We start from the raw sequence: 17,292 nt of genomic DNA on the forward strand, positions 1-17,292 counted from the left end.
CGTTCGTAAGTTTCCTTTATATAGGCTTGTTTTCTGCACTTATTGTAAATTAAATGAATAACTACGCAGTTTTAGGTAAAAAAAAGCAGCCACTAAGGGCTGCTTTTATATTCTATTTTTCTATTTAGTGACCGCTATCTATCTTAAATGCATTGTGATCAAACAGTGAATTCATAATATCAACAGAAGAAGCCCCATCCACTAACCCAAGATCATGGGCCGGATGAATATTACCTAAGACAATATTTTGCGTCTTACCGTCATCTGTTGTGATATCAAGATTAACATTACCTTTATCATCAACACCTGCACTTACATGATCCAATAAGTTATCCATATCTGACTTACCACTATCATCATTGCCAAGCAATTCTCGGATATCAATCTTATCTTTACCAAGCTCAAAATCAGCAATAGTATCGGTATTATTGCTATTAGATAGCGATGTTTCATGCCAAGTAAAGAGATCATCACCAGCACCGCCAGTTAAGATGTCATTTCCAGTACCCGCGAGTAAATTGTCGTCACCATCGAAACCAAATAAAGACTCACCTTGGCTATCTGCGATTAAGTCATTGCTCTCTTCATTACCAAAGTTCTTACTAAGCTCAAGGCTGCCGTTATTCAATAACGTTGTCACTTTATCCGTTGCAGTCATCTCACTAGATGTACTACCAAATAAGTCATGGTTAGACACACCATCTAGAATGATATTCTGCACTACCTTATCTTGATCGTTAGAGATCTGAATTAAGGTACTCCCATCTTGCTCAGTGATATTCAGACGATTATTCAAATCCGCTAATGAGTGAATATCTTTCGTGTCTAATGCATCACCTAGGCTGATAGTATCGATACCAACTTCAAAGTCCATGATCTTATCTGTCGCAGGGGCATCTGCCGTACCGAAATCACTTTCTGACCATAGGAAGGTATCTTTCACCCCATCACCATGACCGCCTAGCTCCCCACCCCATAGAATGTCATCACCAGCACCACCAACAAGGATATCAGAGCCTAAACCACCAACCAGTACATCATCACCATCACCACCGTAAAGCGTTGCTGCTGCAGTACTGTCGATGATCAGATTATCGCCACTCACATTTGAATTGTGACCAATAACGTTATTTGTTTGCGATAAATCATCTACAACGATATTGATATTTACAGGTGCAGATTCTGCATAAGAGCCATCAGATTCAGTCGAAACCGCGACAACATTAATTGAGTGCGTACCTTGGTCAAGATCTTTGATATACAAGCCATCAACCTTGTCAGCTGGCACTTCCCAATGACCATTACCAAGATCTTTACCAATAACATTACCGTCTTTATCAACAACCTGACCTGAACCTAAATTCGTTAACTTAACGGTTAAGGTTTCAGATGCATCTGCGGATGCCGCAGCAATTAAGCCAATCAGTGGCAACATGGTACCAACAGAGCTTCTTATCGCTGCTGTTTGTAAATGTTCCGGACTGATACTTAATGATGGCGCATCTGCTTTAGGAGCTACATTAATTTCAACTTTATTAGTTGCAGCTTGGTTACCGCCAGAGCCTGTATTGCCGCCATCGTTAGTCGTAATGGTTAACTCATCTTTACCACTGTAATTTTCATCGCCGGTATAACTTACCCCACTATTAAACACGGCATTAATATCATCCATTGAACCTTCAAGCGTGACATTACCGACTCCATTTTGAACCACTTTCACTGGGCTGTTATCTGGCAATGTAATCGTTAATGAACCATGAGCTACACTTAGCTGTACCGACATACCAGTATTATTGGCTAGTTCATTAAAGTCGACGTCTGATACTTGTAATCCAGTGATAACAGTAGCAACGTCTTCATCTGCCGCAATACTGGTTGGTACATGGTTAACAGGCGCATCGTTAACCGGTGTCACCGTGATATCAACCGTATCGATATCCGTTAATACGCCACCTGCACCAGCGTTACCGTTATCGCTGGTAGTCATGGTTAACTGATCTTTACCTGCATAATTCTCATCACCGGTATATTTAATACCGTCAGCAAGTAATGTGTTGATCTTATTGATATCACCACTGATAACTAACTTACCGTCACCATTATCAACAATATTCAAACCTTGCGTATCAGTTGCAATAATCGCTAACTGGCCATGACCTACTGCTAACGTCACCGTCATGTCACCTGATGCGCCATTTTCCTTCGCATCTACATCACTGATCTTAAGACCACTGATCACATGGCTGCTGTCTTCATCAACAATAAATGCATCAGGTACCGTGTTCACTGGCGCATCGTTAACAGGCGTCACCGTGATATCCACGCTATCAGTATCGGTTAGAGCACCACCTGCACCAGAATTGCCGTTATCGTTGGTTGTCATGGTTAAGCTATCAGTACCGTTAAAGTCTTTATCACCAACGTAATTGATGCCTTTATCCAATAGCTGATTGATCTTAGTAATATCACCTTCAATGGTTAATGTGCCATCACCATTACCTTTGATCACCAGACCTGTTGTATCGACACCATCAGCAATACTTAATTGACCATGCTGTACACTTAACGTCACCGTCATGTTCATTACTGCATCATGATCATGACTATCTACATCAGTCACTTGCAGGTTCTTGATCACGAGTATTGCATCTTCTTCAACTGTTAGCGGATCCGTTGGCATATGGTTTACAGGTGCATCGTTATCAGGCGTCACATCAACGTGGATTGTTTTATCCACCGCAACGCTATCTGTACCAACAACACCGTTATCCACCGCACGAATATCGAAATCTAGATCACCCGTCCAAACCTTACCGTCAATCACAGTTTGGTTGTTCGCATCACCTGGGTGGAAGGTCAATGTATCAAGCTCAGAGCCATCAACTTTAATGACCCATGAACCATCTGCTTGTTTTTCACAGCTGCCTTTTACACCATCCGGTAATGTAAATGAACTTGAATCAGGCACATTAGTAATGGTGATTTGTAGTGATTCCGCCCCATTTTCATGCACATTTGAATTTGGGTTCTTAACGGTGTTTTCGTCATCATAAGCTTTAATGCCTAAATCCAACGTGATTGAACCATTTTCATCACCAGATGCATTTGGGTTTACATCTGTATCGACTTTATCAGCAACTGGCTGAACATCAATAGTGATGGTTTTACGGTTTTCAGCTGGCTTGTCTAAGGTTTCTTCTTTTGAATACACCACAATATCGATATTAACTGTACCGCTGAAATCTTTCGGTGGCACAATTTTCACGCTACTTAAATCAAATGATTCCCCCGAACCGCTAAGTGTCCAAACACCACTACCATTATTGGTTGCGCCTTGAACAATAAAGCCATCCGGTACATTTTCTAACTTAATAGAAACAATATGCTCAGAGCCATCGCTGTCTTGTAGTGTTCCACCAACACCACTTAATGAAATAGCGGTATCTTCATTACCGACAATCGGTGTCTCAGTACCATGCCATTTAACTTCGTCATTAACAGCAACGACATCAAAACTCACTGTGTTATCAAATGTCTTTGATGCTGATACTTCTTTGCCACCAGCCGTTTCATCATAAACAGTGGTATCAACAACCGTGGTTTTCACATCAATATCAACCTTGCCGCTAAAATCAGGCGCTGGACGGAAATGAATATTCCCCATCTGGCTAGCATCAATGGTGATAGATGAACCTAGTACATTGCCATTTGCATCAATAAACACACCATCGGCACTGTCTTTAAGCGTTAATGTCACAGACTCAACGCTCTCTTTACCGTCAGTTAGCTCTGTGCTGACATCTTTTAGTGCTACAGATAGATCGAGCTTGATATCTCCATCTTCATAAGCAACATCTTTATAAACTTGCTCTGTTTTATCATCAGAAGACGAGATCGGCTGCTTATCACCGTTTAAGCCTTCAGTTTCAACCACGTTGATTTCAACCGATTTAGGTCCATCCACTTCAGGTGCAATTTGCACTGAAATCGTGTCAGTTTGTGTTTTGTAATCACCACTTTCGGTATCGGTAGTCACAAACTTCACATCTAGCTTAAAGTCACCGGCAAAATCTTTCGGCAAGTTAATGTGAATGCTAGATAAGTCCACTTCACCATTCGCAGATACCGGTACTTTCAGTACATACTCACCTGTTACGTGATTATAATCAGCTCCAGAAATCGAAGCCCCATCTGGTAGATTTTTAGCATCAATAACAATGGTTAACTCATCATTCAATTGATGACCGTCAGCGGTACTCACTTTTAGGATGTGATCGGTAATTTGTTTACCTAAATCTACCGTGTGATCTTCTGTACCCGTTACAACGTGATCTTCAATGATGATGTCTGCAGCTTTTTCATCATGACTTTCAGTATTCTTACTAAAATCAAGCGTAATAGTGTCTTTCTTAACCACTAATGCACTTGGATCACCATCGTCACTTAAATCTTGAACCATAGCGCTAATTTGTAGCACTAGAGTCTCTTTAAAGCCTTCTGGTGCTTTGATCTGCAAGTTGCCTAATTGCGACTGAGGAATCGTCCAACTACCATCACCATTGTTAATACCACCAACAATCACAAAACCTTCAGGAATAGGTTCTAGTACGACTTGCTGAATAACTTCAGAGCTGGAATTATCGTCATTAACCCAAGTGATTTTGCCATCTGAGTCAGCACCATTAGAGAGATCAATTACACCATCACTGTCACAGCTAATATTGGTAACAGTTTTGCCGTCATCACTTACAACTAACTGACCATCGCTTTCCACAACAGCTTCAATATCAACGGTTAAAGTACCTGTAATATCTTTCGTTACCGTCTCTTTATCACCATCAACATCGGTCTCTGATACCGTTACTGTTGAAGTTAACGTGATATCTTTATCCGAATCTTCTGGCGCATGCAGTGTTAACTTAGTGCCATTCAATAACTGTTGTAATTGGCTATCAGTAAAGGTGATTTTTCCTGATGCATCGGCAACTAATAACGTATCACCCAAGAACAACTGGTAACCTTGTGGTAAACCGTTTAATGCAACAGCCGTAATATGTTCTTTCGGATCGGTAAACTCAGGTGGTAACCAATCAATTTGAATCGGTTGATCTTCAAAACCCTTAGAAACCGTACCGTAATCTGTCGCATCAATCTCAGGCGTAACATGAATAACCAATTCGCCATTAAACGCCTTACTCGCACCATCGTTTTCAGTCACCACGACTCGTACATCAAGCGTAATGTCTTCTGTGCTATTTTCAGGTGGTACGATTTTTACATCATTTAACGTTGTCAGATTAACCTGATAAATAGGCTGACCGTTTTTATCTTCACCAGCATAAACCAGTGTTTGAAGGTTACCGTTCTGATCGTACAGTTTTGCCCCTTCTGGAATACCAGAAACCACAATACTTAAGGTTTCAGAACCATCAGTTTTACCATCAACCGTGTGCTCACCTGATACCACTTTAAAATCAAACTTCGCGCTACCGTCTTCTTTGATCGTGGTTTGTAAGCCAATTTGACCGTTATCTAAACGGGTCCAATCAGAATTTTCTGATTCAATTCTCGCCTGATCAACCACACCGGTTAATGCAATATCAATCGATTGTGGGCCAACAACTTTCTCGCTAGTTTCCGTTGTCACATTACCATTAGCATCAGTAATGGTTGCAACATCTCGGATCACACCGTTGACTGATATACTAAAGTCAACGTTGCTATCTAATGGCGGCTGAAGTGATAGACCGTTCAAGTCTTCATATTTAATTTCATACACACCATCAGCATTTGGCGTCAGAAGTTGATCATTTAAGTACAATACCGCACCTTCAGGAAGTGCTGAGATTTGTAGGAATAAATGCTCAGAGTTATCGGTATTATCATCTAACGACACAAAGTTAATGTGCGTTGATAGATCAATGCGCTCATCTTCTTTCGATTCAACACGCGTTACTTTTAACGTGCCATCATCAGCTTGAGGATTTACATTGATAACAATTTCTTTCGCAGTCGATTCTGCTGTCTGATGGCCATTAACAAAGTTATCAAGCTCTTTACTTTCAGCTGTGATAGACAGTTTAATATCACCACTAAAGTTATCAGCAGGGTTCACCTCAACAGATTTCATTTGCTCAGCATCTACTTTGTAAATACCTGACCCTGGTGATGTTTCAACTAGTGTTTGACCATCAATTTCTAATGTACATTTATCTTGGTACTCTTTTGGTACCGTAATGTAGTAGAACAGTGCTTCAGAGCCATCGGTATCTTGCAGATCAGCAACAACACTTAGCTGAACATTAGAACCATCTTCATCAACAACATAATGTTCAACAGAGCTTGCACTCCATGTTGGCGTATCTGCAATACCCTGAACATCAATCGAGAACTCACCATTCATTACTGGGTGGTTACCACCATCAGTGGTATTCACTTGTGCACTAACATCAAATTTAATACCGTTTGCAGAGGTCGAGAAATCTTCTGCAGGAACAAAAGTCACGCCTTGTAGGGTGTAATTCTCACCGCTAGCATCTGCTGTAAATGCACTTGCAGGAATAGTGATTGAACCGTCGCTATTAACAGCTAAAGGCTGACCGTTAAACATAAAGACGCCATGCGCTTCGCCTTGCGGTTGAATAGTCACAGTGCCAATGTGCTCACCACGATCATTATCACCAACATTGATGCTCATATTGATCGCAATACCATCACGATTTACATCAACATTATCGTTGGGATCAGTAGAGTGACGACCGTCTTCTTCCTGACCAATGCTGTTTTGCAAGCTTAAGGTTGCATCTTTATCCGACACTTCAAGCGTGATCGTACCTTGTGCCTTATCACCGTCGCCATCGGTTACTTCAAAGCCAATATTTTTAAGGATCTCTTCTTGGTTATGATCCAAATTATCGTTCGCAGCAAAGTAAGTATCACCATTAGGTTTGATCATAAGATCACCTAACTTTTGACCATTCTCTGTTACTTCATAAATACGATAACCGCCAGACTCTGGCAATGTTGATAAATCAATATGCTGCCCATCAACAATCAATGCTGTGACTTGTGCACCATCCGCACCGGTACTCACAATCACATTTTCCAGTGTCGTCGTGCTGTGCTCAACCGTATTTAGCGTTACATCATGTACAGATGGAATATCATCTTTAATTGATACATCAATATTGACTGTACCGCTGGTATCACCATCTTTATCAACGGCATAAACAGGAAATTCAATCTTAAACTCATCTTCACCTTGAGTGGGATGATCTATTGTCCCTTCCAGCTTAAATATATAACGACCATTAGGTAACAAGGCATAGGTGAAGACAACTTGTCCATTCGCTATCCCTTGATAAGTACCCACACCTGTCTGCTCAAGAACAACGTCGTGGCCTTCTGACTTAATGGTATTTTGAGCATTAAACGCTTCTACATCGACCTTAAAGTTAGACACATAGTCACTGCCTTGATCGACTTGAATATCACCCAGTGCTGTTACGCCATCTTTTGATGTATGTGAACCACCCGCTAATGCATCTTCATCAACACTGATAGCTGGAGCAGAAATAATGATAGGTGCGGCACCATCATTAATGGTGATTTGCGCATTTACATTATTGGCAAGGTTATCACCGTCAGTGTCTTTGACTTGGACCGGCACATCGATAACAATCTTATCGCCATCAACACTTACAAAACCTGAGGTTTCACTACCATGATGATCTAAAGGCGCATGTTGAGTAATGGAAACTTTCACGTCTACATCATGACCATTAGCTGCCTGTACTGCTGAAACCGTAACCGTTAGAACGACTTGACCATTAGCAGTACCGATTAGCTGACCATCGTGATAGCTAAAGCTAATTTTTGAACCAGATGCTGTTAACTCTGACTGCAACTCATCAATTAATGCCGAAAGATGTGTACTATCGATTGAAACCTTAGTTGGATCTAAACGGTCAACGCCAGCTTTCACCGCAATGTCAACATCACCTGAAACAGGGTAACCTTGTTCACCTGCTGTCGGTTGTAAATCGCCTTCAGTAATAACGATAGAGCCAGTTTCGCCACCTTTTGCATCCTCACCATCATGAATATTGATCGTGATCTGACCCGGCTTGCTGTTATCACCGTCATAGTCTTGAGCAACGACATCTAGCTTAATAATTTCATTATCAGCATTCTTGTCATCGACCTGATCAATCGGTTGTTTTTGTTCAACAACGTAATGACCATTAACATCAATCTTGATTTCCATCACAACTTGAGATGGATTGTCTTTTAATACTACGGTGATTGTAGAGCCGTCAGCACTTAACGAATACGTCGTTTCATGACCATTACTGGTTAAACCATCCAACGATGATTGGTTACCTTTAAAGTACACTTTCGCGACTTGGTCACTGCCCGTATCGATATCAATAGTGCCAGATGCTGTTGCTGTGCCTGATACCCCTTCTTCCAAGGTTGCTGTTGAATCATGACCAAACGAAGGCTTCTGACCATCTTTAATCGTAATGTTCACATCAACGGGTTTGTCTAACGCGTCACCATCGGTATCTTGCATTTGAACAGGTACATCAATGGTGATCTTACCGCCGGTAACATCAACATAGGTGCCGTTTGATTTTATGTGATCAAGAGGTAAAGACTGATGAATAGCCAAATCAACAGTCACATCACCATTCGCTGATGAGGACGGCGTCATGCTAATACTTACCGCTTCTTGACCACTTGTTGTCACACCCGTAATAGTGATTACACCATTAGCATCAGTGTGAACAGTGAAAGTCAGTGCTTCACCATTTGACGTTAAGCTATTGAGCTCTTTTACTAAATCTACTTGTGCGCTATCAGCAATCTTCAAGCTATTAGCAACTAATGCATCATCTGTGGCATTAACTGTAAAATGCGTATCTGCTGAAACAGGGTAACCCTTGCCAGCTTTAGGATCTTCAAGATCACCTTCAGTAATCGTGATGTTTGCTACAACACCCTCACCGGTAGGGTTTAGACCATCTTTAATATGGATCTCTAATTGACCCGTATTACTGATATCACCGTCTTTATCTGTTGCAGTAACAGCCAGATTAATATCAACGGTATCGCCTTTGCTGTTGTCTTGCTCAATTGGCAGATGTTGATGAACCGTGTAACTACCATCGACATTGATTTCAATCGTCATTACCGCTGCGCCATCATTCGCGCCACCGTCAATCACAACTTTAATTTCATTACCATCAACCACATAACGGGTTGCTTGGTTATTAGATACAATCCCTTCAAGTGATGGCTGAGACTGCGCAAAATCAATATGCGCAACATCATCAGAGCCCACATTTAGCGGGATTTTACCTGTTGCGGTTGCACCATTTTCTGTTTCAGTGATCGTTGTACCTTTATCGGTACCAAATTCAGGGTTCGCCCCATCAACAATCGTGATATCCACATTGGCAGGTTTGTCTAACCAATCACCATCGGTATCTTTCGCCTGTACAGGGACTTTAATCGAGATGTCATCACCATCGACAGTGACAAAACCTGAACTGTTACCTGAAGCCTGATGATCAAGTGGCAGCTCTTGGATGATTTTGACTTCGACATTAACGTTTTGACCCGCTTGCGTTGGGGTTAATTCAACACGTACGGCAACCGTATCAGTACCTGCGATGGTACCGACCAAATTACCATTGGCATCAATCGTAAAGGTTAATGGTTTGCCGCAGGATGTAAGCTCAGCGTTGAGCTCTTTAATTAAATCCGCTTGCTGCGTCGCATCAATGGCAACGGTGGTTGGATCGAGGCGATCTTCACCCGCAACCAGCGTTAACTCACCGGTTTTCTCTACCGGATAAGTGGTATCTGCGCCACCTGTGCTTGTGCCACTGCCATCCACATCACGGTCACCTTCGGTGATTGTGATATCAATGTTTTCACCACCTGCCGCATCTGTACCATCTTTGATCGTGATGTTGAGTTCACCACTAGCCGTATCACCGTCTTTATCTGTCGCAGTAACATCAAGCTTAATATCAGCAATATCGACACTGTTTTGGTCAACAGGCCCGGTTACTTTAACGGTATAGGTACCGTCATTAGCGATCGTCACTACCATCACAGGATTAGAGTCTGCATCAACCACGGTTAGTACATTGCCATTAACAGTAAACGTGGTTTGCTGACCGTTGCTGGTAATGTTGGCTAGGCTATCTTGGGTCGCATTAAAGTGGATGGTCTGAATATCATCAGAGCCGACATTTAACGGGATCTGACCCTGCATCACTTTATCAGCGTCGGTGGTTTCATTGATGATGATACCTTTATCGGTACCAAATTCAGGGTTCGCCCCATCAACAATCGTGATATCCACATTGGCAGGTTTGTCTAACCAATCACCATCGGTATCTTTCGCCTGTACAGGGACTTTAATCGAGATGTCATCACCATCGACGGTCACAAAACCTGAACTGTTACCTGAAGCCTGATGATCCAGTGGTTGTTCTTGGATTATTTTAACTTCGACGTTAACGTTTTGACCCGCTTGCGTTGGGGTTAATTCAACACGTACGGCAACCGTATCAGTACCTGCGATGGTACCGACCAAATTACCATTGGCATCAATCGTAAAGGTTAATGGTTTGCCGCCGGATGTAAGCTCAGCGTTGAGCTCTTTAATTAAATCCGCTTGCTGCGTCGCATCAATGGCAACGGTGGTTGGATCGAGGCGATCTTCACCCGCAACCAGCGTTAACTCACCGGTTTTCTCTACCGGATAAGTGGTATCTGCGCCACCTGTGCTTGTGCCACTGCCATCCACATCACGGTCACCTTCGGTGATTGTGATATCAATGTTTTCACCACCTGCCGCATCTGTACCATCTTTGATCGTGATGTTGAGTTCACCACTGGCCGTATCACCGTCTTTATCTGTCGCAGTAACATCAAGCTTAATATCAGCAATATCGACACTGTTTTGGTCAACAGGCCCGGTTACTTTAACGGTATAGGTACCGTCATTAGCGATCGTCACTACCATCACAGGATTAGAGTCTACATCAACCACGGTTAGTACATTGCCATTAACAGTAAACGTGGTTTGCTGACCGTTGCTGGTAATGTTGGCTAGGCTATCTTGGGTCGCATTAAAGTGGATGGTCTGAATATCATCAGAGCCGACATTTAACGGGATCTGACCCTGCATCACTTTATCAGCGTCGGTGGTTTCATTGATGATGATACCTTTATCGGTACCAAATTCAGGGTTCGCCCCATCAACAATCGTGATATCCACATTGGCAGGTTTGTCTAACCAATCGCCATCGGTATCTTTCGCCTGTACGGGGACTTTAATCGAGATGTCATCACCATCGACAGTCACAAAACCTGAACTGTTACCTGAAGCCTGATGATCCAGTGGTTGTTCTTGGATGATTTTAACTTCGACGTTAACGTTTTGACCCGCTTGCGTTGGGGTTAATTCAACACGTACGGCAACCGTATCAGTACCTGCGATGGTACCGACCAAATTACCATTGGCATCAATCGTAAAGGTTAATGGTTTGCCGCCGGATGTAAGCTCAGCGTTGAGCTCTTTAATTAAATCCGCTTGCTGCGTCGCATCAATGGCAACGGTGGTTGGATCGAGGCGATCTTCACCCGCAACCAGTGTTAACTCACCGGTTTTCTCTACCGGATAAGTGGTATCTGCGCCACCTGTGCTTGTGCCGCTGCCATCCACATCACGGTCACCTTCGGTGATAGTGATATCAATGTTTTCACCACCTGCCGCATCTGTACCATCTTTTATCGTGATGTTGAGTTCACCACTAGCCGTATCACCGTCTTTATCTGTCGCGGTAACATCAAGCTTAATATCAGCAATATCGACACTGTTTTGGTCAACTGGCCCAGTTACTTTAACGGTATAGGTACCGTCATTAGCGATCGTCACTACCATCACAGGATTAGAATCTGCATCAACCACGGTTAATACATTGCCATTAACAGTAAACGTGGTTTGCTGACCGTTGCTAGTAATGTTGGCTAGGCCCTCTTGGGTCGCATTAAAGTGGATGGTCTGAATATCATCAGAGCCGACATTTAACGGGATCTGACCCTGCATCACTTTATCAGCGTCGGTGGTTTCATTGATGATGATACCTTTATCGGTACCAAATTCAGGGTTCGCACCATCAACAATTGTGATATCCACATTGGCAGGTTTGTCTAACCAATCGCCATCGGTATCTTTCGCCTGTACGGGGACTTTAATCGAGATGTCATCACCATCGACAGTGACAAAACCTGAACTGTTACCTGAAGCCTGATGATCCAGTGGTTGTTCTTGGATGATTTTAACTTCGACGTTAACGTTTTGACCCGCTTGCGTTGGGGTTAATTCAACACGTACGGCAACCGTATCAGTACCTGCGATGGTACCGACCAAATTACCATTGGCATCAATCGTAAAGGTTAATGGTTTGCCGCCGGATGTAAGCTCAGCGTTGAGCTCTTTAATTAAATCCGCTTGCTGCGTCGCATCAATGGCAACGGTAGTTGGATCGAGGCGATCTTCACCCGCAACCAGCGTTAACTCACCGGTTTTCTCTACCGGATAAGTGGTATCTGCGCCACCTGTGCTTGTGCCGCTACCATCCACATCACGGTCACCTTCGGTGATTGTGATATCAATGTTTTCACCACCTGCCGCATCTGTACCATCTTTTATCGTGATGTTGAGTTCACCACTAGCCGTATCACCATCTTTATCTGTCGCGGTAACATCAAGCTTAATATCAGCAATATCGACACTGTTTTGGTCAACAGGCCCGGTTACTTTAACGGTATAGGTACCGTCATTAGCGATCGTCACTACCATCACAGGATTAGAGTCTGCATCAACCACGGTTAATACATTGCCATTAACAGTAAACGTGGTTTGCTGACCGTTGCTAGTAATGTTGGCTAGGCCCTCTTGGGTCGCATTAAAGTGGATGGTCTGAATATCATCAGAGCCGACATTTAACGGGATCTGACCCTGCATCACTTTATCAGCGTCGGTGGTTTCATTGATGATGATACCTTTATCGGTACCAAATTCAGGGTTCGCCCCATCAACAATCGTGATATCCACATTGGCAGGTTTGTCTAACCAATCACCATCGGTATCTTTAACTTGGACTGGAACATCAATAACAATTTTGTCATCAACGCTTTTAATTAAGCCATCGGTGCCATTGTCATTATGATCAAGTGGCTTAAATTGCGTAATAGACACGTTAATATCAACATCATGCCCATTTACCGCTTGAACCGCGCTCACAGTTACCGTTAATACCGTTTCACCACCCGCAGTACCTGTAATTAATCCCGTTTTAGCATCATAGCTAAAGTTAATTGCCGTACCATTTGCTGTTGTAAGTTCAGTAGTTAACTCATGGATTAACGCATTAACTTGTGTCTGGTCAACGGTCACTGTTGTCGGATCAAGACGATCAACCCCCGCAGCAATAGCTATGGTTGTATTACCACTTACTGGGTAACCTTGCTCATTACCTTCAGGTGTTAAATCACCTTCTGTAATAGTAATAGCTCCTTGCTCATTACCTGATGCATTGGCACCATCATGAATAGTAATCTCAATATTACCTGGCTTGCTTACGTCACCATCTCTATCTTCTGCCACAACAGATAAAGCAATGTTCTCATTATCAGCTGCAGTATCACCGACCTGATCGATAGGTTGTTTTTGCGTTACAACGTAATGACCATTGATATCAATAGTCACTTCCATTACCACTTGCGATGGATCACTCGCTAATACCACCGTCACCGTAGTGCCATCAGCACTCAGTGAATAAGTTGTAGCATGACCATTACTGGTTAAACCATTAAGGGAGTCTTGGTTCGCCTCAAACGTAACCTTAACGACCTGATCACTACCGCTATCAACCGCAATATTCCCCATACCGGTTGCAATGCCATCCTTACCTTCATTTAAGGTCGCTTTGCTATCCACACCAAAAGCAGGGATTTCGCCATCGACAACGGTAATATCAACGGTTGCAGGATCTTTTAACCAATCACCATCGGTATCTTTCACCTGAATAGGTAAATCGATAACAACTTGATCATTATGGTTAGCGACTAGACCATCGATCTCATTACCATTGTGATCTAATGGTCCGTACTGAGTCATGGTAACTTTTACATCAACATCTTTACCATTCGCTGCTTGAAGGGCTGTCAATGTTACGCTAACAACAGTTGCACCATTTGCGCTTCCGGTTAATACGCCCGTTGCTACATCATAAGTAAATGTTAATGGCTTACCGTCAGAACTAAGCTCTGTTGTAAGCTCATTTTTTAAAGCCTCGAGTTGTTTCTCATCAATCGTAATCGAGCTTGGGTCTAATCGGTCAGCACCAGCGGTAATCGTTAAAGAAGTACTTGCTGAAACGGGATACCCGACTTCATTACCTTCTGGGGTTAAATCCCCTTCTGTAATCGTAATACTTGCAGACTCACCGCCACCGGCAATTGCACCGTCTTCTACTTGAATATTTAATTGGCCTTGTGCGGTATCGCCGTCTTTATCTGTTGCTGTGACGTTTAATTCTATTTTCGCAATATTAAGACTATCTTGGTCCAGCTCGCCTTCTACAATAACTTTGTAGCTACCATCATTAGCGATAGTAACAGTCATTACAGGCTTGCCTTCAGCATCAACGACGTTAATGGTATTACCTGAAACAGAAAAAGTAACAGGTTTGCCATCACTCGTAATATTCGCTAAGCCTGGTTGTTCAGCATCAAAGTGAATGTGAGATATTTCGTCTGAGCCAATATTAAGGGGGATTTTCCCATCGACAACTTTACCTAGAGCATCGGTCTCATTAATTGGATTTTCTGTTCCAAGATCAATACCAAAAACAGGATTATCACCATCATTGATCGTGATATCTACTTGCGCAGGTTTTTCAAGAAAATCACCATCAGTGTCTTTTGCTTGAATAGGAAGATTGATTGAAATGTTACTGCCATTCACAGTAACAAAACCTTGTGAATTTCCAGAAGGGTTATGATCAAGTGGTAATTCTTGAATGATTTGAATTTCGACGTTAACGTTTTGACCCACTTGCGTTGGGATTAATTCAACTCGTACGGCAACTGTATCAGTACCCGCAATGGTACCGACTAAGTTACCATTAGCGTCAATCGTAAAGGTTAATGGTTTGCCACCAGATGTAAGCTCTGCGTTTAGCTCTTTAATTAAATCCGTTTGCTGCGTCGCATCAATGGCAACGGTGGTTGGATCGAGGCGATCTTCCCCCGCAACCAGCGTAAGCTCACCGGTTTTTTCTACTGGGTAAGTGGTATCTGCGCCACCCGTGCTTGTACCGCTCCCATCAACGTCAATATCACCTTCCGTTAATGTAATAGAAACGCGTTCCCCACCCGCAGCATCAGTGCCATCATTTATGGTGATATTTAACTCACCTTGAGCTGTATCACCGTCTTTATCTGTCGCAGTAACATCTAATTTAATATTCGCGATATCGTCACTGTTTTGGTCAATAGGCCCAGTCACTTTTACAGTGTAGGTACCATCATTCGCAATGGTCACCACCATCACAGGTTGCGAAGATGAATCTAAAACAGTTAAAACATTACCATCAACGGTAAACGTTGTTTCTCGACCATTACTTGTAATTGCCGTTAAGCCTGCTTGTTCAGCATTAAAATGAATGGTTGCGATTGCATCAGAACCAACATCAAGTGGAACCTTTCCGTCAATAACCTGATCAGCTTGAGTACCTTCATTAATTGTCACGCCGGTATCAGTACCAAATTCGGGATTTGCACCGTCGATAACACCAATCTCAACATTAATTGGCTTATCTAATGCATTACCACTGCTATCTGTGGCTTGAATAGCAACATCAATATTGATTTGATCGCCATCACGATTGACTAAGCCAGAAACATTATCACCAGAGTGGTCAAGTGGCTGATTAATCGTTGTGGTTACTGTCACCGTTACATCACGCCCATTTTCTGACGTTGCTTCTAATGCAATAGACATAACAGGTTGACCATCGAGAGTACCGATGATCATATTCGTTACTTTATCGTAGACAAAAGTAACAGCCTGACCGCCTGATGTGATCTCACTGTTTAATTCATTTAAAACATTATTGATGGTGAGAGGATCAAATACAAACGATGAAGTCTCAAGAGGAAGCGTTGCCGCTTCTACAAAAATAGATGTCGAAGAAACAACAGGATAGGTATTATCACTGAGATCACCCTCAGTAATAAGTAATGAGCCTAGTTCGCCACCATCAGGAACTAAAATAGCCCGTGGATCTAGGTTATCTATATTTCGACTTGGATCATAAGCCGTATCGAAGCCAGCTTCAGCTAAAAGTGCATCGTTATCGTAATTAATCGTTATAAAACTTGCAGCAGAAGATGATCCATTAAGGCCTACATTACCTGCAGATTCATTACCAGCCGCAGGTGCTTCAAAAAGTTGAGTAGGATCCAGACCGTTTAAAATCGCAGCTTGAATTGCATCAATGTCGTCAGAAGCGAAAGTTGTATGTTCCGCTCCCTCATGATTAAACGCGATTTTGTTATTAAGATCCGTTGCTTTAACACCTACAGGCGTTGTTACTACGCAAGTTGGGCATGTCTGATTAATGACTTGCTCAACGCCATTATTGTTAATAATAAATTTAGCGTTACCATTAGTAACAACGATTTCATCAGGTTGAAGAGTATGCTCATCAATAATTGGCTGAACTTTATCACCAGCCTTAAGAATAAAGCCGTCTCCATTCACAAGCTTGATCATGCCTAAATTCTTATTATCAATGGTAGTCATACTCTCTTAACCTTTTTTGTTTATTCAATTTGATAGTAACGATCCCAGTCATACAGAACATGTTACGCACCACCAATTGATGTTTTTATAATCGATAGAGGTTTTCTATTAAAAACGGTATTTTTTTAATTGATTTAAAAAAACATATCGTCAATAATTTGACGACATATTTAGCTAAAAATTCTTATTATTCAACTATGATTTTGCAAGCTTTTGTAACATACTTCATAGAAATATCAATAATAAATACCAATTAAGAACAAATAAGAGCGAAAAAATGCCCTGCAAACTTAATGATACTAGTGTTGATAGCATACAGTAAATAGTATAAAAACTGTAATGCGAACGACCATTTTAAATAACAAAATACATGGACGTCGGTCAGCATTTCCCTT

The 17,292-nt window shown here is 42.2% G+C and carries 1 protein-coding gene; it reads right to left on the bottom strand.

Going from position 1 to position 17,292, the window contains the following annotated elements; genetic code table 11:
- Positions 1 to 124 precede the first annotated feature (124 nt).
- A complete protein-coding gene (locus C9J45_RS14470; RefSeq protein ID WP_107292693.1) occupies positions 125 to 16,897 on the bottom strand; it encodes a retention module-containing protein in 16,773 nt (5,590 codons plus the stop codon).
- Positions 16,898 to 17,292 lie beyond the last annotated feature (395 nt).

The sequence above is a fragment of the Photobacterium sp. GB-1 genome (assembly GCF_003026165.1).
In the GTDB taxonomy this organism is placed as follows: Bacteria; Pseudomonadota; Gammaproteobacteria; order Enterobacterales; family Vibrionaceae; genus Photobacterium.

Bases quoted from the DNA above. Each gene is read 5' to 3' on its own strand.
- C9J45_RS14470 (WP_107292693.1), bottom strand. From the start codon at position 16,897: ATGACTACCATTGATAATAAGAATTTAGGCATGATCAAGCTTGTGAAT.